This is a genomic window from Microvirga ossetica (assembly GCF_002741015.1).
Lineage (GTDB): Bacteria > Pseudomonadota > Alphaproteobacteria > Rhizobiales > Beijerinckiaceae > Microvirga > Microvirga ossetica.
The window spans coordinates 3,456,040-3,481,416 of the sequence record NZ_CP016616.1 but is presented as its reverse complement, the minus strand read 5'-3'; the positions used below and the strand labels follow the sequence as shown (position 1 = coordinate 3,481,416).

Sequence of the window (25,377 nt, the reverse complement as noted above, 5' to 3'; positions counted from 1 at the left end):
TTGACAGCTTCTTAACTCTGGAGGAGCCTTCAGACCGGAACGGACCTCGGACGTCCGCCGCCAGAGAACCGTGGGGCGCCAAGAGCCCCGCAATAACGGAGAGGGATATGCGTTTTCGTCACATGCTCGCGAGCGTCGCCATAGGCGTCGCAACTCTCGCCTCATCCAGTGTGAAGGCGGTCGAGATCGAATACTGGCAGTATGTCTTCGACACCCGCGTCAAGGCGATGACCCAGTTGATCACCAAGTTCCAGGAAGCCAACCCGGATATCAAGGTCAAGCAGACGACCTTCCCCTATGCCGATTACCAGACGAAGGTGGCCGCTGCGATCCTGGCAGGCCAAGGCCCCGACGTGGTGCAGCTCTTCTACGGCTGGACCGACAGCTTCATCGCCGGCAAGATGATCCGCCCGCTTCGCGCGGAAGCCTTCCCCGCCGCCGATATCGAGCGTGACTTCTTCCCGATCGTGAGCGCCATGAAGCGCGGCAACGATTATTACGGACTACCGACCGCCGTGCGCTCCCTCGCGCTGTTCTACAACAAGAAGATCCTCAAGGATGCGGGCCTCGATCCCAACAACCCGCCCAAGACGCTCGACGAACTCGTCGCGGCCGCCGAAAAGACCACGAAGCGCGATGGCAGCGGCAACATCGTCTCCGCCGGCATGACCCTCGACATGGGAGGGCAGGATCACCAATGGTGGCGCGAGGTGCTGATCCGTCAATTCGGTGGCGTTCCCTATACGGACAACGACACCAAGGTCACCTATAATGACGAGGCCGGCCTGAAGGCTCTCACCTTCTACACCGATCTGCAGAAGAAGCACAAAGTCGGGCAGACAGGTTTCATGGACGAAGGCCAGGCTGCTTTCCGCGCCGGGCTCGCCGCCATGACCATCGACGGCACCTTCCGCCTCGGCTCCTTCGGCACGATCAAGGCCTTCGAGTGGGGCGTGGTCGAACTGCCCGCCAATGCCCAGGGCCTTCGCAGCAACTATGCCAGCTATTTTGCCAACGCGATCACCAGCAAGGCGGAAGGTGAGAAGCTTGCCGCTGCCGAGAAGTTCTTGAAATACGTCTCTTCCCCAGAGGCCATGAAGATCTGGATGGACGTCGTCGGCGAGCTGCCGGCCCGTCGTACCGCGGCTCTCACGCCTGAGAATGCCGCTCACCCGGTCTACGGTCCGTTCCTCAAGGGGTTGGAATATGCCCATACCACCTTGTTCAAGGACGAACTCGCCCAGCGCCAGGTTGCCATCGACATGGTCAACCGCGTCCTGATCGGCGGCGAGGAGCCCAAAGCGTCGCTCGCCAAGGCAGCCGAGGCGGAGCAGGCGATCCTCGACCGCGCCAAGCGCTGATCCACGCCGCGAGGATCGAACCATGTCCGTTGTCGTACATAGGGAGGCCGCCCCAAGCGGCCTCTGGTCGAGGATGAGCCTGGGCCAGAAACAGGTGATATGGGCGTGGGGCTTCCTCGCGGTTCCTCTGGTCTTCTATGTGGTGATCCGCTTCTGGCCGACCTTTCAGGCTTTCTACCTGTCGGTCACGGACTGGACCATCACGAAGCCGGCCTCCTTCGTGGGGATCGAGAATTACAAACGGCTCCTCGTAGACCCGCTCTTCTGGCAGGTGTTCCGCAACACCTTCATGTACCTGATCCTTGGTACGCCGATCAGCCTGCTGATCTCGTTCGTGATCGCCTATTACCTTGATCGGGTGCGGTTCATGCATTCGTTCATCCGCGCCCTATATTTCCTCCCTTTTCTCACGACCGCGGCGGCAATGGCATGGGTCTGGCGCTGGTTCTATCAGCCCGTTCCCATTGGCGTGATCAACGACGTCCTGTCCTCGTTCGGCATTCCGCAGCAGCCCTTCCTTCGCTCCACCACTCAGGCGCTGCCGGCCGTGCTGGCACCGGCGGTCTGGGCGGGGCTCGGGTTCCAGATCATCATCTTTCTCGCCGGCCTGCGGGCGATCCCGGTCACCTATTATGAGGCCGCGCGGATCGACGGCCTGTCGGAGGGGGCGATCCTGCGCAGGATTACGCTGCCGCTTCTCAAGCCGACCCTCGTCTTCCTCGTCGTGTTCTCGTCGATCGGCTTCCTGCGCATCTTCGATCAGGTCTACAACATCAACACGAACGACCCCGGCGGGCCGCTGAACGCGACCAAGCCGCTCGTGCTGATGATCTATCAGACGGCGTTCAGCTCCTATGAGATGGGATATGCGGCGGCTCAGACGGTTGTCCTGTTCGTCATCCTGCTCGTCATCTCCCTCGTCCAACTGCGCATCATGAGAGACCGCTGATGAAGGAAGCCGCATCCTCCCAGGTCCTTCCCCTGTCGCGCATAAGGCCCGGCAGGATTATCGCCTGGACGCTCCTGTTCATCGGCGGCGTCATCATGGTGACGCCCCTCCTCTTCATGCTGTCCACCTCCCTCAAGGACGCCTCGCAGGTTTACGACCTGCGCGTGATCCCGGTGGCACCCACGCTCGACAACTACATCGAGATCCTGGGCGACGGGCGCTTCACGCGCTGGTTCGTCAACTCGATGATCGTGGCGATCATCGTCACGCTCTCGAACGTCTTCTTCGACAGTCTCGTCGGCTACACGCTGGCGAAGTTCCGGTTCCGCGGCCGCTACATTGTCTTCATCGCCATCCTGTCCACCCTGATGATCCCGACGGAGATGCTGGTCCTACCCTGGTATCTGATGGCAAGCCAGTTCGGATGGATCGACAGCTATTGGGGCATCATGTTTCCGGGCATGATGACGGCGTTCGGGACTTTCCTGATGAAGCAGTTCTTCGAGAGCGTTCCGGACGACTTTCTCGAGGCGGCCAGGATCGACGGTCTCAACGAGTTCACCATCTGGTGGAAGATCGCCATGCCGCTGGTAACCCCTGCCCTGTCGGCCCTCGCGATCTTTACGTTCCTTGGCAACTGGACCGCCTTCTTCTGGCCGCTCATCGTCACCACGAGCGCGGAGCTCTATACCCTGCCGGTCGGTCTCTCCAGCTTCGCGGTGGAGCAATCCATTCAGTGGGAAAAGATCATGACCGGCGCAAGCATCGCGACGCTTCCCACCCTCATCATCTTCCTCTTCCTCCAGCGCTACATCGTCCGCGGCGTGATGCTGGCCGGACTCAAAGGCTAAAGCCGATGACTGCAGGCACGTTCAACGACACGTCCGTCTTTCCCGATCCGGTCTACAAGGAGACAGTGCTTCGTCCGCTTTTCGACGGGGCCAGGGATCACCATGTCGAAGGGTTCCGGCTGATCGACCGGGCTCATCTGGTGATGCTGCATGAGACGGGCATCCTCACCATCGAGCAGGCGAGGCCCATCGCTCAGGCTCTGGAATCCATTGATCGCGAGCTCGATGTCAGCGCACTGACCTATACTGGCGAGGTGGAGGATTTCTTCTTCCTGATCGAGAAGGAACTGCGCAAGCGCCTGGGTCCCGATCTCGCGGGCCGTCTTCACACGGCGCGTTCGCGCAACGACATCGACCACACCCTGTTCAAGCTCGGACTCAAGCATCGCATCGATCCCCTGCTGGAACGCATGGTGAGGCTGGCCGAGACCCTGACTTCGGTGGCGGAGCGGGAGAGCAACACTCTTATTGTCGCCTATACCCATGGGCAGCCGGCGCAGCCGACCGTCTTCGGCCATTACCTCTCCGCCGTTCTCGAAACCCTGCTGCGCGACATCGCCCGCCTGGAGGCGGCGCGCGATATCGTCGACCGCTCTCCCATGGGGGCGGCCGCCATCACCACGAGCGGCTTCCCCATCGACCGGGACCTGATGGCTCATCTGCTTGGCTTCAGCCGGCCGCTGCAGAATTCCTATAGCTGCATCGCGTCCATCGACTACATCACCTCGACCTATTCGGCGATCGAGCTTGCCTTCCTGCATCTCGGCCGCTTCATCCAGGACCTGCAGGTCTGGACGAGCTTCGAGGTCGGCCAGGTCTATGTGCCCAACGCCTTCGTGCAGATCAGCTCGATCATGCCGCAGAAACGCAATCCCGTTCCCATCGAGCATATGCGCCATCTGGCATCGCAGACCGTCGGGCGGGCGCAGGCGATGCTCACGATCCTGCACAACACCCCCTTCACCGACATGAACGACAGCGAGGGCGAGAGCCAGGGCTTCGGTTATGGCGCCTTCGAAAGCGGCGGACGGGTTCTCGACCTGCTCTCGGCTCTTGTTCCGGCTTTGCGGATCAATCCGGAGCGTGTCCGACAAAATATCCGCCGCAGCTGCATCACAGTGACGGAGCTGGCCGACAGCCTCGTTCGCCTCGAAGGATTGTCCTTCCGCGAAGCGCACGAGATCGCGGCAGACGTCGCACGCTCTGTCGTCGCCATTGAGGGCGATATTGCAACCGACGGCTATCAGGCTTTTCAGGAAGCCTTTCAACGCTGCGCAGGCCGCAAGACGCAGGTCGAGCCGACGCAGTTTGCGACGATCGTCTCGCCGGAGAACTTCGTTGCCGTCCGCGACCGTTTCGGCGGCCCCGCTCCGAAGGCGCTTTCTTCCGCGATTGCCGGATACAACCGGGAGATCGCGGACATTCGCAGCCGGATGCGAGAGACCGAAAAGCACGCCGTCGCATCCGCGCAGGACCTTCAATCCCGTTTCACCGCACTTCTCGGAGGACGCTAATGGCGACCATCGCACTCGACAGCCTCGTCAAGCGATATGGACAGACGACGGTCGTCCACGGGATCGACCTGGCGATCCGGGAAGGTGAGTTCGTGGTTCTGGTTGGCCCTTCCGGATGCGGCAAGTCGACAACGCTGCGGATGATTGCAGGACTCGAGGAAATCAGCGGCGGCCAGATCCGAATCGACGGGCGCATCGTCAATGACCTTCAGCCGAAAGACCGGAACATCGCCATGGTGTTCCAAAACTACGCCATCTATCCTCATGTGACCGTGGCCGACAACATCGCCTTCGGTCTCTACCGGTCCAAGCTCTCGAAGAGCGAGAAGCGGCAGCGCGTCGAACAGGCAGCAGAAACGCTCGGTCTCTCGCACCTCCTGGAGCGCCGACCCTCGGCCCTCTCGGGCGGCCAGCGACAGCGCGTCGCCATCGGACGGGCGATGGTTCGCGACCCCGCTGCGTTCCTCTTCGACGAACCTCTCTCGAACCTCGATGCCCAGTTGCGCACCCAGATGCGCATCGAGATCAAACGCTTGCATCACAGGCTCGGCACCACGTCGGTTTTCGTCACTCACGACCAGGTCGAAGCCATGACGATGGCCGACAGGATCGTCGTGATGCGGGACGGACGTATCCTGCAGATCGGAACGCCTCTGGATCTGTATGAGAAGCCGGTCGATGTCTTCACCGCGCGCTTCATCGGCAGCCCGACGATGAATCTGCTGCCGGCCAATCTGCGGGATGGCCGGGCCGATTTGTCTACCGGCGGCTCGGTTCGGGTTCCGCCGTCATCGACCAAGACGTCCGAGATCCTGGTCGGCGTCCGTCCTCAGGACCTTGTTCCGACACCGGCCGATTCGTCAGGCCTCACCGTCTCAGGTCCGGTTGCCGTCGTGGAGACCCTCGGCTCCGAGACGCTCGTTCATATCGAGAGCGAGGGTCAGACCCTCATTGGCTCCGCTCCCGGCCGTCTGATTCCGCAGATCGGCGAACATCTGACCCTGCATGCTCCGGCCGAACGCCTCTACTACTTCGACAAGGTTACAGAAAAAGCATTGGCAGCCTCATGATCGGGAAGCCCTCAGGGCGGCACAAGGTCCTATGCCTTGGACGGACCTATTGCGACATCATCTTCACGGGTCTGCACGACATGCCGGTGCTCGGTCGAGAGCGCTTTGCCGAAGACGTCGCGATCGCAGCAGGCGGCGGTGCTTATATCACTGCGGCTCATCTGTCGTCACTCGGCCGGCCGGCGGCCCTCCTCACGCGCCTTGGAACCGATTCTCTATCGCGCAGTCTGGACTCCGAGCTCGAAGCTAGCGGGATCGACCTCTCCTTCATAGAACGCTCTGACGACGCAGGCCCACAGCCGACCGTCGCGCTGAACAAGGACGGCGAAAGAGCCTTCGTCTCAAGGCGGGCCGGCGCCTCCCGGCCGGCGACTCTGGAACGCGCTCTTTCGGCACCCGATATCGCTCATCTGCATATCGCGGAGTTCGCGACCCTCAGGGACAACCCCGACGTGATCGCGCTGGCGCGGGACCGAGGCCTGACGATCTCGCTCGATCCGAGCTGGGACGACCAGCTGATCCGGCAGGATATGGATTTCTTCCGGACCTGCGAGGGAATCGATATCTTCCTCCCGAATGTCGAGGAAGGTGCGGCGCTGACCGGCGAGGCATCGGGCGAAACGATTCTGCGCAGGTTGAACGAAAGCTTTCCTCTCGTCGTGCTGAAGCGCGGCGAGCGAGGTGCGATGGCGTCTCATGGATCGACCTATGCCACGGTCGACGCACGCCCCGTCGAGGTGGTCGATACGACAGGTGCCGGCGATGCGTTCAACGCCGGTTTTCTCCATTCCTGGCTCGGCACGTCCGATCTCGAAACGAGCCTGGAAGCAGGCATCGAGGCAGGGACCCTCTCCGTTCAAACTGCCGGTGGTGCACCACGGCGGCAATGATTGACGCGGGAGGCCGGGGTTTCCAGTCGGCGACAGCGTCATTCATCCGATGGAGGTTCCCGATAGCGCAGGGCGCTGCTCCATGCCTGCTCCAGCCTCTTCAACGTTCGGAACGTGGATTCCAATTCGCGCTCTTCCTCGTCATTCCGGGCGACGAGCTTGTAATAACCCTTGTCGATCTGTCGAATGAGATCGCAGAGCTGACGCCCCTTTCCCGACAGGCGAATGCGGGCCGAGCGTCGGTCACGCTCAGACGCGGTTCGGATGATATAGTCTGCCTCGACGAGACGCTTCAGGCTGTATGAGGCATTCGACCCCAGATAATAGCCACGCTCGATGAGGTCCCGAACCGACAACTCGCCTGGTCCGATCGTGAACAGCATCATCACCTGGGATGGGCTTAGATCGTCGACACCCGCCTGGAGCAGGTCGGCTCGGATCAGGTCGAGGGAACGCCGATGCAGGCGCTCAATGGCGCGTACGATGTCGATATGCGTAACCCCGGAGGTGTCCATGCGAGGCAATCCCTGACTAGACGCTGAGGTCCAGGATGCTGTGTCTCTTGCCGAAGCGGGCTGGGGCACATCAGCGTCTCGAAGCTCTCCATTGTCAGATTCCCGCCCAGATCCGGCCGTCAAGACGTCGAATGGATCTCGCATCTTCTTTCCCATGATTTGTGAATAAAAAATAGTTCGAAATTCGAATTATTGATCCGGCCCTCATTGTCTTGAAAGGGTCTTGGTTGGCTCCAGCTTGATCGGCATGAAGCACGTGGACATGCGCAAGCTGCCGGCCGCGGCTCAAGAGGAGCGCCGGCGGCAAGTCATTGGGCTCCGGGAGCGCGGGCTGACTGACCGGGCGATCGCGGCCCAGGTTGGGCTGTCGCCAACCGGGGTGTTCGACATTTGCCGGCGGTTTGCGGCCGAGGGCGCGCCGGGGCTGGTGAGCAAGCCACGCGGGCGCAAGCCGGATGAGCAGCGACTGCTGGATGCCGCTCAGGAGGCCGAGATTCGGCGCCTGATCTGCCGGCACACCCCGGACGAGCTGGACCTGCCGTTCGCCCTGTGGAGCCGAATGGCGGTGCGTGCGGTGATCTGGCAGCGCTGTGGGATTGCGCTGGCCGTGCGAACCGTGGGCAAGTATCTGGCGCGCTGGGGCTTCACCGCGCAGAAGCCGCTCCGGCGTGCTTACGAGCAGAACCCGGCCGCGGCTATGCGCCCCGGGGCCGGACGCCGGTGATCCGGGTCTGCCACCGGCGCGCCGGGCTGAGCCTGATTGCGGCGGTGAGCAATCGCGGCGCATTGCGCTGGATGATTGTCGACGCGGCGGTGAACGCCGCAACCTTGATCCGCTTCCTGCACCGCCTGATCCGCGATGCAAAGCGCAAGGTTCTCCTGATCCTGGACCGGCTGCGGGTGCATCGGGCCGCCCGGGTCCGCGACTGGCTCACCGCGCATCGGGCGAAGATCGAGGTCTTCTACCTGCCGGCCTACAGTCCGGAGCTGAACCCCGAGGAGGGCCTGAACGCCGACCTGAAGCAGGTTGTTACCCGCCAGGCGCCCGCGCGCAGCAAACAGCAGCTCAAGCGGGCCACTGTCCGCCACATGCGCCGGCTGTCGAAATCGCCCGCGCGCGTCCGAAGCTATTTCAGCCACAAGTCCGTCCGCTACGCCGCATGATCAAGTCAATGAGGACCAGATCAATAAATTCAATCACGGGTCTGCAACATAGTTATTCATGATACTGCCCGTGATGGTGGCGAAGCATGACCGTATTGGTGACCGGCGGTGCCGGCTATATCGGAAGTCATATGGTTCTCGCCCTGGTCGATGCCGGCCAGAGCGTCGTCGTGCTCGACAATCTGAGCACCGGGTTTCTGTGGCTGGTTTATGCCAAGGCGCATTTCATCAAGGGGGATTGCGGTGACGAGGGCCTTGTTGCCGAGATTATCCAGGAGCACAGCATCGATGCCGTCGCGCATTTTGCAGGCTCGATCGTCGTGCCGGATTCCGTCACCGATCCCCTGGGCTATTATTTCAACAATACGGTGAAATCGCACGCCCTGATCCGGACCGCCATCCGCAATAAGGTCGGCCGGTTCATCTTCTCGTCGACGGCGGCGGTCTATGGCGATGCCAAGGAAAACCCGATCCGGGAAACCTCGCCTCTCAATCCGGTCTCGCCCTATGGCACCTCGAAGCTCATGACCGAGTTGATGCTGCGCGACACGGTCGCTGCCCATCCGCTGAACTATGTGGTGCTGCGTTACTTCAATGTGGCGGGCGCCGATCTGCAAGGCCGCAGCGGGCAGTCCAGCCAGCGGGCGACGCACCTGATCAAGGTTGCGACGCAGGCGGCTCTCGGCGAACGCAGCCATCTCGATGTGTTCGGAACGGATTATCCGACGCCCGATGGAACCTGCCTGCGGGACTATATCCACGTCTCGGATCTCGCACATGCCCACGTGCTCGCGCTCGACTATCTGCGAGTTGGTGGGGCAAGAACGACTCTCAATTGCGACTACAGCCGCGGCTATTCCGTGCTGCAGGTCATCGAGGCGGTAAAGCGGGTTTCCGGCGTCGACTTCGAAACACGCCTGCAGGACCGGCGCGCGGACGATCCGGCGATGCTGATCGCGGGAGCTGAGCGAATTCAGCAAACGCTTGGATGGAAACCCGCTCTGGACGATCTCGAGGCCATCATCGCTCACGCGCTCGCCTGAGAAGCGTCCCTGAAGGAGCGCATGACGCAGGCGGCATAGCACACAGCTCCAAACGCATCGCGGCGCCGGAGTTGTCTTCACTCCGGCGCCGCGATGGAGACGTACGTTTAGCTGTCAGTTTGTCATGCCGCTCAGCGCGGCGTGACGTCGAACCCAAAATACTTCATCGAGAGCTTCTCGATGGTCCCATCGGCCTTCGCTTCGGTGATGGCCTTGTCGAACAGTGCCTTCAGCTCCGGATCGGTCTTGCGCAAGCCGACCGAGCTGCCGCGACCGAGCATGCCGCCCTGGAAGCGCGGTCCGACGAGGGTCATTTCCTCGTTGCCGCTTTTCGCGGCCGAGCCGGACAGGTAGGCGGTCGACGCCATGATGGCATCGATCCGGCCTGCGGTGAGATCGAGATCGTGCTGCTCGGTGGTCTTGTACTCGCGGATCTCTGCCGTACCTTTGAAATACTTGTCGAGGAAGTTCGCCGCGATCGACGAGCCCTGCACGCCGATGGTCTTGCCCTTCAGAACCGGCTTCAGCTCTTCCACGGCGGCGGCGGCACCCGCTTCGTTGGTTGCCAGCGAAAAGACCTTGGCGTTCAGGGGCATGGTCGCAAGCGGGCCGGTCTTCAGCACCGCGAAGGTCTGGCCGGTCGTGCCGTAGGCCTGGGTGAAGGCCATCACCTCTTCGCGCTTGGCGGTCGCCGACATGCCGGCCATGATCGCGTCGAACTTGCCGGCGTTCAGCGCCGGGATGATGCCGTCGAAGGACTGTGCCTCGATCGTGCACTCGACCTTCATGCGCTTGCAGAGATCCTTGTAGAGGTCGATCTCGAAGCCGTCGAGCGTGCCGTCCGGCTTGGTGAAGTTCCATGGCGCGAAGGCGCCCTCCGTCGCGATGCGAACCTTGGTCCAGGTCTTTTCCTGCGCGATGGCGCCCGATCCGAGCGCGAGCGTCGCTCCGGTGAGCGCGAGTGCGAGAATCTTGCCGATGGTCTTCATGGGATACCCTCTGTTGATTGTTTCGGACGCCGATGGCGTTCGCGGGTGAGTGTTCGAGATCGATGTGTCAGGACGCGATACGTGCCGCCTCGTCCGAGACCGGCGGATTCACATCGTCCGGAATCGGATTGACGAAGGGGGTGCCCGCGAGCCGCTCGCGGAAATCGACTTTGGCGGCATCGATCAAGGTCGGATCGAGAAGGAGATCGATGGCCGTGCCGGCCATGACCTTGGCGGCATGTTCCATCCCCTTATGGGCCGCAGGCGCTTTGCCCTGGGCGACCAGCTGCCAGGAATGGCCCGGCGTTCCGATGGCGTAGGTGGCACCGCGCATCTGAACGGTGGGCACCACCCAGCTGACGGTGCCCACATCCGTGGAGCCGACGAGGGTTCCGTCGCCGCTTTCCGGCGGGAAGATCGTGTCGCAGAGCGGAACATTCATGCGCGGCTTCATGCCGAACCGGGCGAAGGAGGATTTGATATCCTCGTCGGTCAGCGTTTTCTGGATCTCCGCGGCGAAAGCCCGGTCCTGCTCGTCGAAAATCGGAGGCCCGAGCCGTTCGAGGTTCTGATGCATCAGCTGCTCGAGCGGCGTGTTGCCGACGAGATTGGCATCGCCGCTGACGATCTCGCTGCGCACACTCGTTTCCGTCATCAGCGCCGCACCCTCGGCGATCTTCTTCACCCGGCGCAGCAGGCCCTGCATCTCCGGCAGATCGCGGGCGCGGATGAGATAGCGCACCGTCGCGTTGGCCTGCACCACGTTCGGAGCCGACCCGCCGGCATCGGTGACCGCGTAGTGGATCCGGGCCGTGCTCGGCATATGCTCGCGCATGTAGTTGACGCCCACATTCATCAGCTCCACCGCATCGAGCGCGCTGCGCCCGAGATGAGGCGAGGCCGCAGCGTGGGAGGCGCGGCCGCTGAAGTGGAAGTTGATCTCGTTGCAGGCGAGAGAGATCGGGTTGTTGACGCCGGCAAACGGCGCCGGGTGCCAGGAGATCGCGATATCGACGTCGTCGAACACGCCGGCCCGCACCATGAAGCCCTTGGCGGAACCGCCCTCCTCGGCCGGGCAGCCATAATAGCGTACACGCCCTTTGAGCCCGTGAGCCGCGAGATAGTCCTTCACCGCCGTGGCCGCCATGAGGGAACCGCTTCCGAGCAGATTGTGCCCGCAGCCATGCCCGTTGCCGCCCGCGACGACCGGCTTCTGCTCGGCTGTTCCTGCCTGCTGGCTGAGGCCCGGCAGGGCGTCGTACTCACCCAGGATGGCGATCACAGGTCCGCCCTCGCCCGCTTCGCCCATCACGGCCGTCGGCATGCCGGCGACCCCGAGCGAGACCCGGAAGCCTTGCTGTTCCAGCATCGTCGCGTGCTCGGCGCAGGACCGGTGCTCCTCGAAATTGAGCTCGGGCATCTCCCAGACCCGGTCGCTGAGGGCGAAGAAGGCCTCGCGCTTGGCTTCGACCAAGTCCCAGATTTCCGAGGAATTCTTTGCGGACACGATGGGACCTCCCAAACCTTACAGCCGTCCCCTCCCTGGCCGAAGGCATCGGGAACAACTCGACTGGATGTTTGCCAAAATTGGTGCCAATATGATGCACGTTCGGAAGAAGGGCGCAAGGGGGCTTCTGTCGATCGGTTTTACAAGCGACCCTCAGCCTGCCTTCCTAGGCGGGCCGCCCCTGGAGCCGCCGGCTTCAATGGATATAAAGTATCGGCCATGGACACGATGACGAATGCAGAGCAGAAGAAAGCCTGGATGGCGGTCGCGGACCACATTGCCCGCGACGTCAGATCCGGCGCCTTCGTGCCGGGCATGTGGCTGAAGCAGATCGATCTGGAGCAACGCTACGGATGCGGACGGCCGGAGGTGCGGCGCGCCTTGGACTACCTTGCCCAGAAGCGCCTGGTGCAGCACGTCCCCAACCGCGGGTACCACGTCTTCCTGCCGGACGGCGACCGCACGGCCCATATCCTCGAGCTTCGCGTCATCCTGGAAACGGCAGCGGTCGACAGCATCGTCGCGCAGTCGACACCCGCCACAATCGAGCGCATCCGCAACCTGGCCCGGCGGTTCGACGAGACGATCCTCACCGGGACGATCCTCGACCAATACGAGGCCAATCTCGCCTTCCATCGCGAGCTTCTCGGGTTGTGCCCCAACCCGGAGCTGCTCAACCTCGTCACGGAGCTTCGCGGCCGAACGTCATCAGCATTGGCGGGGCAATGGAGCACGCGGGCGCGCGTCGAGCAATCGAGCCGCGAGCATCATGATATGGTAGACGCGCTCGCCGCTGGGGATGCCGCGCGACTGAAGGACATCATCGCCACGCATATCCGCCAGCCGCAGCGTCAATGAGGATGTAGAGCATGATCGCGTTCCGGCCGATCGGTGGCATCGGCCGGATCCGCTAAATTCGCGCCGATCGGTTTCGTGTTACTCCGCCAGCTCGCGCATGACCTTGATCAGGTCCGACTTGCCTTCGAAGCCGATGCCGGGCAATTCTGGCATGACGATGTGGCCGTCCTCGACGCGCACGCTGTCCGGGAAGCCGCCATAGGGCTGGAAGAGATCCGGATAGCTTTCGTTGCCGCCGAGACCGAGACCGGCCGCAATATTGAGCGACATCTGGTGACCGCCATGGGGAATGCACCGCGACGGCGACCAGCCGAACTGTGCCAGCACATCGAGCGTGCGCAGATATTCCACGAGGCCGTACGACAGAGCGCAATCGAATTGCAGCCAATCGCGGTCCGGCCGCATGCCGCCATGGCGCAGCAGGTTGCGGGCATCCTGGTGCGAGAACAGGTTCTCGCCTGTCGCCATCGGGCCGGGATAGAATTCGGAAAGCGCTGCCTGGAGCGCATAGTCGAGCGGATCGCCCACCTCCTCGTACCAGAAGAGCGGGTAGTTGCGCAGCATCTTGGCGTAGGCGATGGCGGTTTCGAGATCGAAGCGCCCATTCGCGTCGACCGCGAGCTGCGCCTGGGACCCGATCTCGGCGAGCACCGCCTCGATGCGGCGCTGATCCTCTGCAATCGACGCGCCGCCGATCTTCATCTTCACGACGTTGTAGCCGCGATCGAGATAGCTGCGCATTTCGGCTCGCAGCGCGCTGTCATCCTTGCCCGGATAATAATAGCCGCCGGCCGCATAGACGAAGACCTTCGGGTTGGCCTCCCGGCCCTGGCGCTCGGCCAGCAGGCGGAACAAGGGCTTGCCGGCGATCTTGGCCGTGGCGTCCCAGATCGCCATGTCGAGAGTGCCCACCGCCACCGAACGCTCGCCGTGGCCGCCGGGCTTCTCGTTCTTCATCATCGTGGCCCAGATCTTGTGCGGATCAAGGTTATTGCCGCCCTCGTCGAGCAGGCTCTCGGGAGCGGCCTCCAGGATGCGGTCGCGGAAGCGCTCGCGGATCAGGCCACCCTGGCCGTAGCGGCCATTCGAGTTGAAGCCGTAGCCGACGACGCGACGCCCGTCGCGAACCACGTCGGTCACCACGGCAACCAAGCTCGTGGTCATCTTCGAGAAGTCGATATAGGCGTTGCGGATCGGTGATGCGATCGGCTGGGTGATTTCGCGGACGTCGACGATGCGCATGGGAACTCCCTTGACGTGATGCTATTGGCGAGAGTCACACGCGACCTCGCTTTCTCTGGCAACGCGATACCCCTGGACGCCGCCGTCTGGCCAATGCCAAGATCGGTTCGCGTCATGCGTCATCGGCATCGGTATGGACCTCGACTGGCTCAAGGATTTTCTCGCACTGGCCGAGCAGAGGAATTTCTCCCGCGCGGCGGAGGTGCGAAATGTAACGCAGCCGGCTTTCAGCCGGCGCATCCGTGCCCTGGAGGACTGGATCGGCACGCCGCTCTTCGTGCGGGGCGCCCAGGGTGCGGGCCTGACACCGGCCGGCATTCATTTCCAGCCCCTGGCCGAGGATCTGCTGCGCAGCCTGCAGCGCGTCCGCCGCGAGACCCGAACCGTGGGCGAGCGTGCAACGGGCGCCCTCGCCATCGCAGCGACCCACGCTCTCTCCTTCACCTTCTTTCCCGGCTGGATCCGCCGGCACATGCGGTTCGAGGCGCTCGGCGCTCTCAACCTGATCTCGGACAGCCTGGAAGCCTGCGAGCAGATCATGCTGGCCGGCGAGGTACATTTCCTGCTCTGCCACCACCACCCAGAGGCTCCGACACGGTTCGAGGCTGGCCGCTTCGAGAGCATATCCATCGGGGCGGACATCCTGATCCCGGTCTGCGCGCCGGATCCGGACGGTCGGCCCCGCTGGTCGCTCCTGGGCGAGGCATCGAGCCCGATGCCGCTCCTCGCCTACAGCCAAGCCTCTGGCCTTGGCCGCATCCTCGCGGCGCACCAAGCAGGCGACGAAACGATCAAGCTGGAAACCGTCTTCACCTCGCATCTTGCCGCAACGCTGATGACGATGGCCCGGGAAGGGCATGGTCTCGCCTGGCTTCCCCTCGGCTTGGCCGAGGAGGATCTCGCACGGGGCCGTCTCGTGCGCGCCGCGCCCGAAAGCCTCGACATCCCGGTCGAGATCCGCCTTTTCAGATCCCCCGATTGCCGCAACCATGCTGCCGACGAGCTATGGGAGCGCATCGGGTCTCCGCCGGCGTGACCTGCCGGCCAAGCTCGGACACCGTCAGCAACGCGCCCCAAGCCGTCAGAAATTCCGCCGAGCCGCCACTCTACCGGAGAGTCCCCGCAAGTATTCGCCATTGAGTTGAGAGTCGAAAATGATTCGGAACGACTCGTCCAAGAGTCGCGTTTGAGTCGAACCCGGGGCCGTTCGACTCGGCTGAGAGTCGAAACGACTCTGGGATTCAAGTAGTTTTCAGGAGTTTATCATGGCGCCGCGCGCAAATTGGAAGGGATACTTGAAGTTATCTCTGGTTTCCTGCGCCGTCGCACTGTATCCGGCGACCTCGGCATCGGAGAGAGTCCGCTTCCATACTCTCAATAGGGAGACCGGAAACAGGGTAAAGCGCCAATTCATCGATGCAGAGACCGGAGAAGTTGTCGAATCCGATCAGCAGGTCAAAGGTTACGAGATCGGCAAGGGCTCCTTCATCATCATGGAAGATGAGGAACTCGAAGCCATCCGGATCGAGAGCACCCACACGATCGATATCAAGAGCTTCGTACCGCGCGATCAGGTGGACGAACGATACCTCGATACTCCGTACTACATCGCGCCGGACGACAAGGTCGCGCAGGAGGCGTTCGCCGTCATCCGCGATGCCATGCAGGAGAAAGGCCGTGCGGGCATCGCCCGCGTCGTCATGGCCCGCCGCGAGCGAATGATCCTGCTCGAACCCTTAGGCAAAGGAATCGTGGCGACGTTGCTGCGCTATCCTTACGAGGTCCGCGGCGAGGACGCCTATTTCGAGAGCATCCCCGACCTGAAGCTGCCTGCCGAGATGAAGAACCTTGCCGGGCACATCATCGAGACCAAGGCCGCCGATTTCGATCCGTCGCAATTCGAGGATCGTTATGAGAAGGCCGTCGTCGACCTGATCCAATCGAAGCAGGGCGGCCCCACTCCGAAAACGCCGCAAGCCCCCAAGCCCTCCAACGTCGTCAATCTCATGGATGCGCTGCGCAAAAGCGTCGATGCGGATCGGCCTGCCGGCAAGGCGAAGAAGACGGTGCAGAAGACGAGCGCCCGTCGCACTCCTGCCAAGTCGGCGAGCCGCAAAACCCCGGCGCGAGCGCGCGGCCAGACTCGGAAGGCAAGCTGAGAGTTAAGTCCCCTCGATGGCTCGCGCAAAGAAGCCTGCAACCTCGGGTAAAACCGCCTCGCGACGCAGTGCCGCCGATCCTGCACGGCGCTCCGCTCCGCTCAAGGCATACGCGGCGAAGCGAAACTTCGCGGCAACTCCTGAACCGAAAGGCAAGACCGTTCGGCGGCAGGCCGACCGTTTCTGCATTCAGAGGCACGATGCGCGCCGCCTGCATTTCGACCTACGGCTCGAGCTCGACGGGGTCTTGAAAAGCTGGGCCGTGACGAGAGGCCCGAGCCTTGTTTCAGGCGAGAAGCGTCTCGCAGTCCATACGGAAGACCATCCCATCGAGTATCTGACCTTCGAAGGCGGCATCCCGCGCGGCGAGTATGGCGGCGGAACGATGATCGTCTGGGACACGGGAACCTGGACGCCGATCGGCGATCCCCATCGAGGATATGCGAAGGGGCATCTCGAATTCGAATTGGCAGGGCAGCGGCTCAACGGGCGGTGGCACCTCGTGCGCATGCGTGCGAAGCCTCGCGAGAGCAAGGAGCAATGGCTCCTGATCAAGAGCGACGATGAATATGCGAAGCCCAAAGATGAACCGGAGATCGTATCCGTCGAACTGACGTCTATCCTGTCAGGTAAGACAAACGGCGATCTGGCCGCGTCGGATGAAATCAGGTCGGATCACGCGGAGCGCGCGAAGGCTGCAGGCACGAAGCCGAGGCCCGTTCCCGAACTGGCTCGCATGCCGAAGGCGCGCAAAGGACTGCTGCGAACCTTCATCGAGCCCAGTCTCGCAACCCTGGTCGATGAGGCTCCCCATGGGGACGAATGGATCCACGAGATCAAGTTCGACGGCTATCGTCTGCAGGCGCGGATCGACGGCAAGAACGTCAAGCTCCTCACCCGCAAAGGCCTCGACTGGACGGCGAAATTCAAGCCCGTTGCCGCCGCCCTCCGGGACCTGAAGCTCGGCTCGGCTCTCCTCGATGGCGAGCTCGTCGTCGAGGACAAGACCGGGCTCTCGAGCTTCGCGTCCCTGCAGGCCGACCTGAAATCGGGTCGGACCGACCGGATGGTCTTCAATGCATTCGACCTTCTCTATCTCGACGGATACGATCTGACGAAATTGCCTCTCATCGAGCGGAAAACCTTTCTGGCGACGCTGCTGGAGGATGCGCCGGCAGGCGGGATCCTGCGCTACAGCTCGCATCTCGAGGGCGACGGCGAAACCATGATCCGCCATGCCTGCCGCCTGGGCCTGGAAGGCATCGTCTCGAAACATCGCGACAGGCCCTATCTCGCCAGTCGCGGCATGCATTGGCAGAAAACCAAATGCACGCAGCGCCAGGAATTCGTCATCGCGGGTTATGTGCCCTCGAGTGTTTCGCCGAAGGCGATCGGTTCGCTCGTTCTCGGCGTCTACGAGGACAAGCGTCTCGTCCATGTAGGGCGCGTCGGGACCGGCTTCTCCGCAACGCTCGCGCGCGACCTCTGGACCGACCTCGAACGGTTGAAGCGGCCCGCCTCCCCGTTCTCGGCAGCGCTGTCGCGGGACGCGGCTCGCGGCGTTCGCTGGGTGAAGCCCGAACTGGTGGCCGAGGTCGAGTTTCGAGGATGGACCACTGACGGCATCCTCCGTCACGCCTCCTATAAAGGCCTCAGGGAAGACAAGGACCCGAGCGAGATCGTTCGGGAGACCGCGAAATCCGCGCTGTCTCGCGCGAACGCCCCGGCACTATCGTCCTTCAATCTCACCCACCCGGACCGGATGCTCTGGCCGGATACGGGGCTCACCAAGCAGGGACTGGCCGATTACTACGCGGATATCGCCGAGTGGATCCTGCCGCATGTCGCGAACCGCCCCCTCTCCCTGGTCCGCTGCCCATCCGGAATCGAAGGTTCCTGCTTTTTCCAGAAGCATGCCTGGAACGGCATGAGCAAGGCCGTGCAGCATCGGGCCATAGACGGCGAGGACACCTTGTTCATCGACGATCTGGAGGGCCTGATCGCACTGGTGCAATCGGGTGTCCTCGAGATTCATGCCTGGGGCTCGTCCATGGAAAATCCGGAGACACCGGATCGGATCGTCATGGACCTCGATCCGGCGGAGGACGTGCCTTGGACCGCTCTGATCGACGCTGCACTGGAGGTAAGGGAGCGGCTTGGCAATGCGGGCCTGGAGAGCTTCGTCAAGACGACCGGCGGCAAGGGATTGCATCTTGTCGCTCCGCTCCGGCCCAAGGCCGGCTGGGACGAGGTGAAGTCCTTCGCGCAATCCCTTGCTGAAACCATGGCCGGCGACAGTCCGGACCGATACGTCGCCACCATGTCCAAGCGTGCCCGTGCGGGAAAGATCTTCGTCGACTATCTGCGCAACGGGCGTGGCGCGACAGCCGTCGCGCCTTACTCCACACGCGCCCGCTCAGGTGCTCCGGTGTCGACACCGCTGGCCTGGAGCGAGCTCTCGGCGTCCATGCGTCCGGACCATTTTACCGTCGCGAACCTGCCGACCCGTCTCGCCCATCTGAAAAGCGATCCCTGGGCCGATCTTCCGGAGCTGGATCAGGGATTACCGCAACGGAAGGGACGTTCTCGAAAGCGCGGTTAGGTCCGTGCCGGATGGAGGATTGGATGTGAATCCAGTGGAAAACGGGGATAAGGCGCCAGCCGACCACAATCGCTTCGACCCTTTTGCCTCCGAACAACGTTGCAGACTCGGTGAAGGGCGAGCCTCGCCGGCCAGACGTGCGGGAACACAGCGATGCGTTATCATTTTCATTGCACGGACGGCAGGGACCTGATCCTGGATCGTCGCGGTCGATCTCTTCGCGCCGACGGAGACACCCAAAGGCAGGCTGAGGCCGTGGCCCGGCGACTCATGGCCGAACTTCTGATCGCGGCCGATTGGCGCCGCTGGATGGTGTGCATTCATAACGAATTCGGCGAGCAGGTTGACATCGTGCCGTTTCCGCAGACCTCATGGGCCGATCAGGAATGGAAAACGATCTCAGGTTATTCCAATTCAGCCAGGCGGCTGATCCTTCGAGGAGGGATGAATGACAATCCAGTCTGTTAGCCTTCTGGACCTGTCGACGGATTCCTGCCGATGGCCTGTCGCGGCCGGTTCCGCCACCTTGTTTTGCGGCGACACCGCGCTGGCGGGCTGCTCCTACTGCACCGCCCATCGGGCTCTGGCTTATCCGCCGGATCGGAAACGGCGTCCCTCAGACATTCACGGAGTGCGTGCGGGCTCGGCCGGCGCTTAGGGATTGCCTTCAGGCCGTTCTGTTGCGCGTCTATCTACGACTTTTGGCGTAAGGGCTTTCCGCAGTTTAACTGTTGCCCAAGTGGCGATGGGTGAATACTCTCTCGCCAAGAAAAAGGGCCGCTCACGAAAGCGGCCCGAAGTTTAGGGAGGAAACGCCCTAGAAAGGGCGGCAGGACGGCAACGCCAATTGCCGTGCTGCATTGCAAAAAGATACTTCTTGCTCCAAAAAGCGGCAAGTACAAACAGGCGGCATAGCCGCCTTTCTTTTTGGGCTGTATCTCTCCCGCAACAGTTTCCTAGCGCATCGTGCGGACCCAGAGGTCCGCGTTCAACGATGCGCTCTTCAAAGAATGGAGCATCGGACCCAAAAGTGAGCCCGATGCTTTGGCCGGCAGAAACCGCGACGCCGCCATTGCATCGCGAACGCGCCACTCCCACCTCAGCTGTACCTTAGGGTCCGGGCCCCTCTGGCGAGCGGGTCGCCGCTCGCGATGTCGGACGCCTTCTCTTGCCCTTGCGCCCACGAGCGCGACAGCAACGGGAGGATCCGACCATGGATTCCACCTCTCGAAGAAATCTCGCTCCCGGCGATCGTCGCCGCTCGCTTGCCGCCCATGCGCGCCACAAATCGACATGAAGGCGGAGGGATCGAAAAATTCCGGCACGGGTGCGGATGAAGATCGCGCCGAGCTTCGTATACCTGTCATGAACGATACGAAGCGCACGGATGTCATCGGCCTGCTCGGCCCGCTGCGCCGCTATGCGCGATCGCTGACCCGCGACGAGACCCAGGCGGAGGATCTGGTGCAGGATGCGCTCGTGCGCGCCTATGAGCGGCAGGGCTCCTTCCGCGCAGGCGGAAACCTGCGCGGCTGGCTGCTCTCGATCATGCACAACACGTTCATCGATGGCCGCCGCCGGCATCTGGCGGAAGCCCGGCGCCTCGAACAGGCTGCCGCCACGATCGAGACAGCCGTTCCTGCCGAACAGGAAAGCCGGATCCGGCTCCAGCAGATCCAGGCTGCCTTCATGAGCCTGCCCGACGACCAGCGGGCGGCGCTGCACCTCGTGGCGGTCGAGGGCCTTTCCTACCAGGAGGCAGCCACGGCTCTCGGCGTTCCGATCGGAACGCTGATGTCTCGGCTCGGACGGGCTCGTGCCGCCCTGCGCGCCTACGAGGCCGGAAGCTCTCCCGCACAGACGTCCCAGAGCGGCCCCAGGCCCAACTTGCGCATCATCGGAGGATCCGATGTCTGATCCCATCACCGAAGCCGATCTCCTCGCCTATGTGGACGATCAGCTCGATGCCGCGAGGCGGATCGAGGTCGAGGACTATCTGGCCCATCATCCGGAAGCGGCCATGCAGGTCATGGCAGACCTGAAGGACCGCGACGCCCTCCGGCTGGCTTTTGCCGCCCCGCTGCCGCGCCCCTCGGAAACCATGCTTCATGCCGCCCGCCGGCTGGAACGCGGTCTTGTGTGGCAGGGGATCGGCCTGAAGCTCCGCCGGATCGCCGCCGTCGCCGCCCTGATCGGGTTCGGCTGGTTCGCCCATGGACAGGTCGGACTTGGCATTACGGACAGCGAGGCCTCGCCCACGCCGCCCGCCTTCGTCGAGGATGCCCTGCATTCGCATGAAACGGCGCAGCTCCGCGCCCGCATGGCCTCCCAGCCGCAGACAGCCGCGTACGATCCCGCCGAGATCCTGTCCGAAACCGGCATCTTGCTTCCGTCCCTGCCGAAGGAATGGCGCGTGCTCGATGCGCAGGTGTTCCCGTCCCGGGACGGTCACAGCGTCGAGATCGCCATCGATGCCGGAGATCTCGGGCGCATGTCGCTCTTCGCGGCCCGCGTGCCGGTCTTCAACGTCATCGCCCCGACGCTCGCCCGTTTCGACGGCGCGACGGCTGCCTACTGGCAGACGGGCCCGCTCGCCTATGCCCTGACCGGCTCCGGCAGCGACAAGACCATCGAACGGGCAGCGATCCAGCTGTCCCGCAAGCTTCAGTAAACCCAACAGGAGGACCACCGATGAACTCACCCTATGCCTGGCAGACAGCCACTGCCCGCCCCAGCGGCGCCATCTTCGACGAGGGCCTGCGCCAGCACATGCTGCGGGTCTACAACTACATGGGCATCGGCCTGGTGGTGACCGGGCTTGTCGCCTTCTTCGTCGCCTCGACCCCGGCGCTTTATGTGCCGCTGTTCCAGACGCCGCTCAAATGGGCTGTGATGCTGGCGCCGCTCGCCTTCGTGTTCTTCTTCTCGTTTCGCATGCACGCCATGACGGCGGCGAGCGCTCAGATGGCCTTCTGGGCCTTCTGCGCCGTGATGGGCCTGTCGCTGGCTTCCGTGTTCCTGGTGTTCACGGGTACCAGCATCGCCCGCACCTTCTTCATCACCGCGACCATGTTCGGCGCGACCAGCCTCTACGGCTACACGACCAAGCGCGACCTGTCGAAGTTCGGCTCGTTCCTGATCATGGGCCTGATCGGTGTCATCATCGCCTCGCTGGTCAACATCTTCGTCGGCTCGAGCCTGCTGCAGTTCGCGATCTCGATCATCGGCGTGCTCGTGTTCACGGGCCTCACCGCCTACGACACGCAGTCGATCAAGGAACAATATTCCGAAGGTTACGGACAAGAGGCCAACAGCAAGATGGCGGTGTTCGGCGCGCTGTCCCTCTATCTGAACTTCGTCAATATCTTCCAGCTCCTGCTCAGCCTCACGGGCCAGCGGGAGGAATAATCAGAATCCATTGCCAGAAAGGGATCGATTTTCATGGACCATCAGGATCGTCAGGCCATCGAACAGCTCTTCGGGAAGATCTCGCAGGTCGAGCGCCAGTCGACGGCGCCGGATGCGCAGGCGGCGGAATTCATCCGCTCGCAGATCAATCAGCAGCCGAACGCGCCATACTACATGGCCCAGACCATCGTGGTGCAGGAGCAGGCCCTGAACGCCGCCCAGGACCGTATCCAGCAACTCGAGCACGACCTCGCCAGCCGCCCGGCCGGCGGAGGCGGCTTTCTCTCCGGCCTCTTCGGCGGAGGCGCCCAGCAGCAGCGCCGCGCGCCACAGCCTACCCCGATGATGAAACCGGGGCCGCCATCCGGTCCCTGGGGCGGCGCTCCCGGCGGCCATCCGCAGGGTATGATGCCGCAACGCGGAGGCGGCGGCTTCCTGGCCGGTGCGGCCCAGACGGCCATGGGCGTTGCGGGCGGCGTGGTCCTCGGCAACATGATCGCCGGTGCCTTCTCCGGTGGCGATAACGCGAAGACCGCCGAGTCCAGCCAGGCGGAGCCGCAGCAGGCGGCTGCCGAGGATGCCGGCGGCGACGATTTCGGCTTCGACGAGGCTTGAGCCGTGAACGACGGGGCTGGATGCCGATGGGCGTCCAGCCCCAAACTTGCCATGAATTGGAATGCTCTCTGCAAACCGACGGGGCCGCGCCACCGGCTCTCCCCTCCGGACACTATCCCGGGATCAAGACGCACTTTAGGCTATCGGCTGGTACAGACCTGAAGGCAAGACCTCACCATGAAGGCTGCTCCATGCTCCCGGCCATGCGCATTCTCGCCGTCCACGGCGATGGAGTGCCGAGCCGACAAGACATTTTCCCCCAATCCGCTGACCGAACCGATTTCGTCCGACCTCCGGACTGAAAGGAACATCTGAATGGACTTCTCCTGGCTTTCCGATCCGACGGCCCTGGTGGCGCTCGCCACCCTGGTCGTGATGGAGGTGGTGCTCGGCATCGACAACCTGATCTTCATCTCGATCCTCACCAACAAGCTGCCCGAGCACCAGCGCTCGAAAGCCCGCCGCATCGGCATCGGCCTGGCGCTGATCCTGCGCCTCGGATTGCTCGGCACCATCGCCATCATCGTCACCCTGACGGAGCCGATCTTCACGCTCTTCGGTCACGCCTTCTCCTGGCGCGACCTGATCCTCATCGGCGGCGGCCTCTTCCTGGTCTGGAAGGCGACGAAGGAGATCCACCACAATGTCGACCCAGTTCCGGCCGACGATATCTTCGACACCGCCAAGGCGACCATGACCTTCGGGGCCGCGATCACGCAGATCCTGCTGCTCGACCTCGTCTTCTCGCTGGACAGCATCATCACGGCGGTCGGCATGACCGATATCGTGATGATCATGGTGATCGCGGTCGTTGCCGCGGTGACCGTGATGCTTCTCGCCGCCAATCCGCTCGCCACCTTCATTAACAACAATCCGACGGTGGTGATGCTGGCGCTGGGCTTCCTGCTGATGATCGGCATGACGCTGATCGCGGAGGGCTTCGGCGCCCATGTGCCGAAGGGCTACATCTACGCCGCCATGGCGTTCTCGGCGCTGATCGAGGGCCTGAACATGCTCTCGCGGCGTGCGTCCCGGCGCAAGCCCGCGGACACGACGGCGCCCAAGCCCTGAGACGCGCGGGGAGGCATCTGCATGGTGCCTCCCTCTTCCGCCGCTCGACGCCAAGATCGTCGATTTGCCACGAACGGACTTGACTGCACCGGGTCGGCGTTCGAAGCATAAAAGCTGCAGACGGCGACGCACCATGATCGTTCTCGATCTCGACAAGGATCAGCTGCCCGTGCTCAGGCGGGCCCTCGAAGCGAGGGTGCGCGACATGCAGCTGCGCCTGGGCGGGGATCCCGGGGACGACGGTTTCCGACGAGAAGCGGCGCTCGCAACTGCCCTTCTGCGACAGGTCGAGGCTCTGGAGAGGCGTGCAGGGTTGAGCCGGTGGCACGCGGGCGACAGCGAATCCTAACCGACGGTGTCTTATGCCCGGCGCGGTCAGCGGCGCCCTTCGGCGACCACGTAGTCGAACAGATTGTCCTTAGGCTCCACGCCCAGCCCTGGCCCGGTCGGCACCGTGTAATACCCATCGGCGCAGCCCATGTCGCCCGTCGTGAAGCCCAGATTGCGGTCGAAAACCGAGTGCTGGTACTCGTGATAGGGAACGCGCTGAAGCGCCGACGACGTCACGAGGCTCGCCGCCATGAAGATGCCGACGCTGATCGAGGCATGCGGGATCGTGTTGATGTGGAAGGTCTGTGCCATCCGGCCGATCTGGATGAACTCCGTGATGCCGGTATGGCCGATCTCGGGCTGGATTACGCCCATGCAGCGGGCCTCGAGCCGCGGCCGGTATTCGTAGACCGTCCGCCACTCCTCGCCGAGCGCCAGCGGCACGCCGATGCCGCGCGCCACGCGGGCCTGGCCCTCAAGATCCTCCGGCTGGCAGGGCGCCTCGGCAAAGTAGAGATTCGACGCCTCCAGCCGGCGGATCAGGCGCACCGCTTCCGACGCCTCGAACTTCCAGTGCAGGTCGACCATGAGATCGATGTCCGGTCCCACGGCCTCGCGCAGGGCCAGCATCTCGCGCACGATGCCTTCGTCCGACACCACGGCCGCGAACTTGATGCCGCGATAGCCCTTCTTGACCCATTCGACGGCAAGATCGCAGCGCTCCTGCAACGTGGCGCGCGGCAGGCCCGAGACATAGGCCGGCATGGTGGAATGGCGCCGTCCGCCGAGCAGGGTGGAGATGGACACGCCGAGATTCTTGCCGGCCAGATCCCAGAGCGCGATGTCGACGCCTGCAAGGGCATCGACATAGTAACCGCCGAAGAATCCGCGGACCCGCATGAGGTCGTAGAGATCCTCGTGGATCACGACCGCATCCGCAGGATCGCGCCCGATGATGACGGGGCCGAGCACATCGTCGATGATGGCCTTCGTCGCCTCGGGCGCCACGATGCCGTAGCATTCGCCCCAGCCGACACGCCCGCTCTCGCCCGTCACCTTGATGAGGAGCGTCATATCCGTCGAGGGATAGATCGTGCGGTTGCCCTTGCGCACCAGATAGCCGCGCTCGTTGATGCGCTCGCCCTCTTTGAGAGGGCCGAGATACGGCACCGCGCGCGGAATCGAGATGATGAAGGTTTCGACCTTGACGATGGCGTCGACCGAGTTGCTCATGGGCGT

At 63.1% G+C, this 25,377-nt stretch carries 24 protein-coding genes and 1 pseudogene; 20 read left to right on the top strand and 5 right to left on the bottom strand.

Annotated features, from left to right (window positions below; genetic code table 11):
* The first annotated feature begins 107 nt into the window (after positions 1 to 107).
* The 6 genes from BB934_RS16500 (at position 108) to BB934_RS16475 (ending at position 6,635) form a co-directional block, all read left to right on the top strand.
* A complete protein-coding gene (locus BB934_RS16500) occupies positions 108 to 1,361 on the top strand; it encodes an extracellular solute-binding protein (RefSeq protein ID WP_099510613.1) in 1,254 nt (417 codons plus the stop codon).
* Positions 1,362 to 1,434: 73 nt separating this feature from the next.
* On the top strand, positions 1,435 to 2,310 hold the full coding sequence (locus BB934_RS16495; RefSeq protein WP_418294759.1) for a carbohydrate ABC transporter permease: 876 nt from the start codon (positions 1,435 to 1,437) through the stop codon (positions 2,308 to 2,310).
* Entirely contained in the window at positions 2,310 to 3,161 is an 852-nt protein-coding gene (locus BB934_RS16490) for a carbohydrate ABC transporter permease (protein ID WP_099510612.1), read from the top strand. The genes BB934_RS16495 and BB934_RS16490 overlap by 1 nt, the downstream gene beginning before the upstream one ends.
* 5 nt (positions 3,162 to 3,166) lie before the next feature.
* Positions 3,167 to 4,675, top strand: a complete 1,509-nt coding sequence (gene argH / locus BB934_RS16485; protein ID WP_099510611.1) for an argininosuccinate lyase — start codon at positions 3,167 to 3,169, stop codon at positions 4,673 to 4,675.
* Positions 4,675 to 5,745 carry an ABC transporter ATP-binding protein gene (locus BB934_RS16480; protein WP_099510610.1) on the top strand — a complete coding sequence of 357 codons (1,071 nt, stop codon included), beginning with the start codon at positions 4,675 to 4,677 and terminating at the stop codon, positions 5,743 to 5,745. Before argH ends, BB934_RS16480 begins: the two co-directional genes overlap by 1 nt.
* On the top strand, positions 5,742 to 6,635 hold the full coding sequence (locus BB934_RS16475; protein ID WP_099510609.1) for a carbohydrate kinase family protein: 894 nt from the start codon (positions 5,742 to 5,744) through the stop codon (positions 6,633 to 6,635). Before BB934_RS16480 ends, BB934_RS16475 begins: the two co-directional genes overlap by 4 nt.
* A 38-nt stretch (positions 6,636 to 6,673) precedes the next feature.
* Here the strand turns inward: BB934_RS16475 and BB934_RS16470 are convergent, their stop codons facing one another.
* Positions 6,674 to 7,150, bottom strand: a complete 477-nt coding sequence (locus tag BB934_RS16470; RefSeq protein ID WP_099510608.1) for a MarR family transcriptional regulator — start codon at positions 7,148 to 7,150, stop codon at positions 6,674 to 6,676.
* A 247-nt stretch (positions 7,151 to 7,397) separates the two neighbouring features.
* Between BB934_RS16470 and BB934_RS16465 the strand changes: the two are divergent.
* Together BB934_RS16465 and galE are read left to right on the top strand one after the other, a co-directional pair.
* Positions 7,398 to 8,314 (top strand): annotated as a pseudogene (locus tag BB934_RS16465) (IS630 family transposase).
* An 86-nt stretch (positions 8,315 to 8,400) separates the two neighbouring features.
* The gene (gene galE / locus BB934_RS16460) at positions 8,401 to 9,357 is read left to right on the top strand and encodes a UDP-glucose 4-epimerase GalE (RefSeq protein WP_099510607.1); all 957 of its coding nucleotides are present in this window, start codon (positions 8,401 to 8,403) and stop codon (positions 9,355 to 9,357) included.
* 131 nt (positions 9,358 to 9,488) lie between these two features.
* Here the strand turns inward: galE and BB934_RS16455 are convergent, their stop codons facing one another.
* Positions 9,489 to 10,346, bottom strand: coding sequence for a transporter substrate-binding domain-containing protein (locus tag BB934_RS16455; protein ID WP_099510606.1), 858 nt, complete (start codon positions 10,344 to 10,346; stop codon positions 9,489 to 9,491).
* 67 nt (positions 10,347 to 10,413) lie between these two features.
* On the bottom strand, positions 10,414 to 11,853 hold the full coding sequence (locus BB934_RS16450) for a M20 family metallopeptidase (RefSeq protein WP_099512917.1): 1,440 nt from the start codon (positions 11,851 to 11,853) through the stop codon (positions 10,414 to 10,416).
* A gap of 219 nt (positions 11,854 to 12,072) precedes the next feature.
* On the opposite strand from BB934_RS16450, the gene BB934_RS16445 reads away from it, so the two are divergent.
* Positions 12,073 to 12,711 (top strand): GntR family transcriptional regulator, encoded by a 639-nt coding sequence (locus BB934_RS16445; protein ID WP_099510605.1) that lies wholly within the window; start codon positions 12,073 to 12,075, stop codon positions 12,709 to 12,711.
* Between the two features lie 78 nt (positions 12,712 to 12,789).
* Here BB934_RS16445 and BB934_RS16440 read toward each other — a convergent pair whose 3' ends face one another.
* A complete protein-coding gene (locus BB934_RS16440; protein WP_099510604.1) occupies positions 12,790 to 13,953 on the bottom strand; it encodes a mandelate racemase/muconate lactonizing enzyme family protein in 1,164 nt (387 codons plus the stop codon).
* A 133-nt stretch (positions 13,954 to 14,086) separates the two neighbouring features.
* Between BB934_RS16440 and BB934_RS16435 the strand changes: the two genes are divergently transcribed.
* From BB934_RS16435 to BB934_RS16385, 11 genes are all read left to right on the top strand, one after another.
* Positions 14,087 to 14,989: a LysR family transcriptional regulator gene (locus BB934_RS16435; RefSeq protein ID WP_099510603.1), complete on the top strand. Its 903-nt coding sequence runs from the start codon at positions 14,087 to 14,089 to the stop codon at positions 14,987 to 14,989.
* A 229-nt stretch (positions 14,990 to 15,218) separates the two neighbouring features.
* Positions 15,219 to 16,112, top strand: coding sequence for a non-homologous end joining protein Ku (gene ku, locus BB934_RS16430; RefSeq protein WP_099510602.1), 894 nt, complete (start codon positions 15,219 to 15,221; stop codon positions 16,110 to 16,112).
* Between the two features lie 16 nt (positions 16,113 to 16,128).
* On the top strand, positions 16,129 to 18,714 hold the full coding sequence (gene ligD / locus BB934_RS16425; RefSeq protein WP_099510601.1) for a DNA ligase D: 2,586 nt from the start codon (positions 16,129 to 16,131) through the stop codon (positions 18,712 to 18,714).
* Between the two features lie 153 nt (positions 18,715 to 18,867).
* Entirely contained in the window at positions 18,868 to 19,182 is a 315-nt protein-coding gene (locus tag BB934_RS50920; RefSeq protein ID WP_099510600.1) for a DUF6894 family protein, read from the top strand.
* Positions 19,163 to 19,372, top strand: coding sequence for a GcrA family cell cycle regulator (locus BB934_RS16415; RefSeq protein WP_099510599.1), 210 nt, complete (start codon positions 19,163 to 19,165; stop codon positions 19,370 to 19,372). Before BB934_RS50920 ends, BB934_RS16415 begins: the two co-directional genes overlap by 20 nt.
* A gap of 707 nt (positions 19,373 to 20,079) precedes the next feature.
* On the top strand, positions 20,080 to 20,631 hold the full coding sequence (locus tag BB934_RS16410; RefSeq protein ID WP_099510598.1) for a sigma-70 family RNA polymerase sigma factor: 552 nt from the start codon (positions 20,080 to 20,082) through the stop codon (positions 20,629 to 20,631).
* Positions 20,624 to 21,385, top strand: coding sequence for an anti-sigma factor family protein (locus BB934_RS16405; protein ID WP_210422103.1), 762 nt, complete (start codon positions 20,624 to 20,626; stop codon positions 21,383 to 21,385). Before BB934_RS16410 ends, BB934_RS16405 begins: the two co-directional genes overlap by 8 nt.
* A 20-nt stretch (positions 21,386 to 21,405) precedes the next feature.
* Entirely contained in the window at positions 21,406 to 22,122 is a 717-nt protein-coding gene (locus tag BB934_RS16400; RefSeq protein ID WP_099510597.1) for a Bax inhibitor-1/YccA family protein, read from the top strand.
* Positions 22,123 to 22,155: 33 nt separating this feature from the next.
* Positions 22,156 to 22,737 carry a DUF2076 domain-containing protein gene (locus BB934_RS16395; RefSeq protein ID WP_099510596.1) on the top strand — a complete coding sequence of 194 codons (582 nt, stop codon included), beginning with the start codon at positions 22,156 to 22,158 and terminating at the stop codon, positions 22,735 to 22,737.
* 315 nt (positions 22,738 to 23,052) lie between these two features.
* Complete coding sequence (locus tag BB934_RS16390) at positions 23,053 to 23,808, top strand: TerC family protein (RefSeq protein ID WP_099510595.1); 756 nt, start codon at positions 23,053 to 23,055, stop codon at positions 23,806 to 23,808.
* A gap of 133 nt (positions 23,809 to 23,941) precedes the next feature.
* A complete protein-coding gene (locus tag BB934_RS16385; protein WP_099510594.1) occupies positions 23,942 to 24,157 on the top strand; it encodes a hypothetical protein in 216 nt (71 codons plus the stop codon).
* 26 nt (positions 24,158 to 24,183) lie between these two features.
* Here BB934_RS16385 and BB934_RS16380 read toward each other — a convergent pair whose 3' ends face one another.
* Complete coding sequence (locus BB934_RS16380) at positions 24,184 to 25,371, bottom strand: mandelate racemase/muconate lactonizing enzyme family protein (protein ID WP_099510593.1); 1,188 nt, start codon at positions 25,369 to 25,371, stop codon at positions 24,184 to 24,186.
* Positions 25,372 to 25,377: the final 6 nt, after the last annotated feature.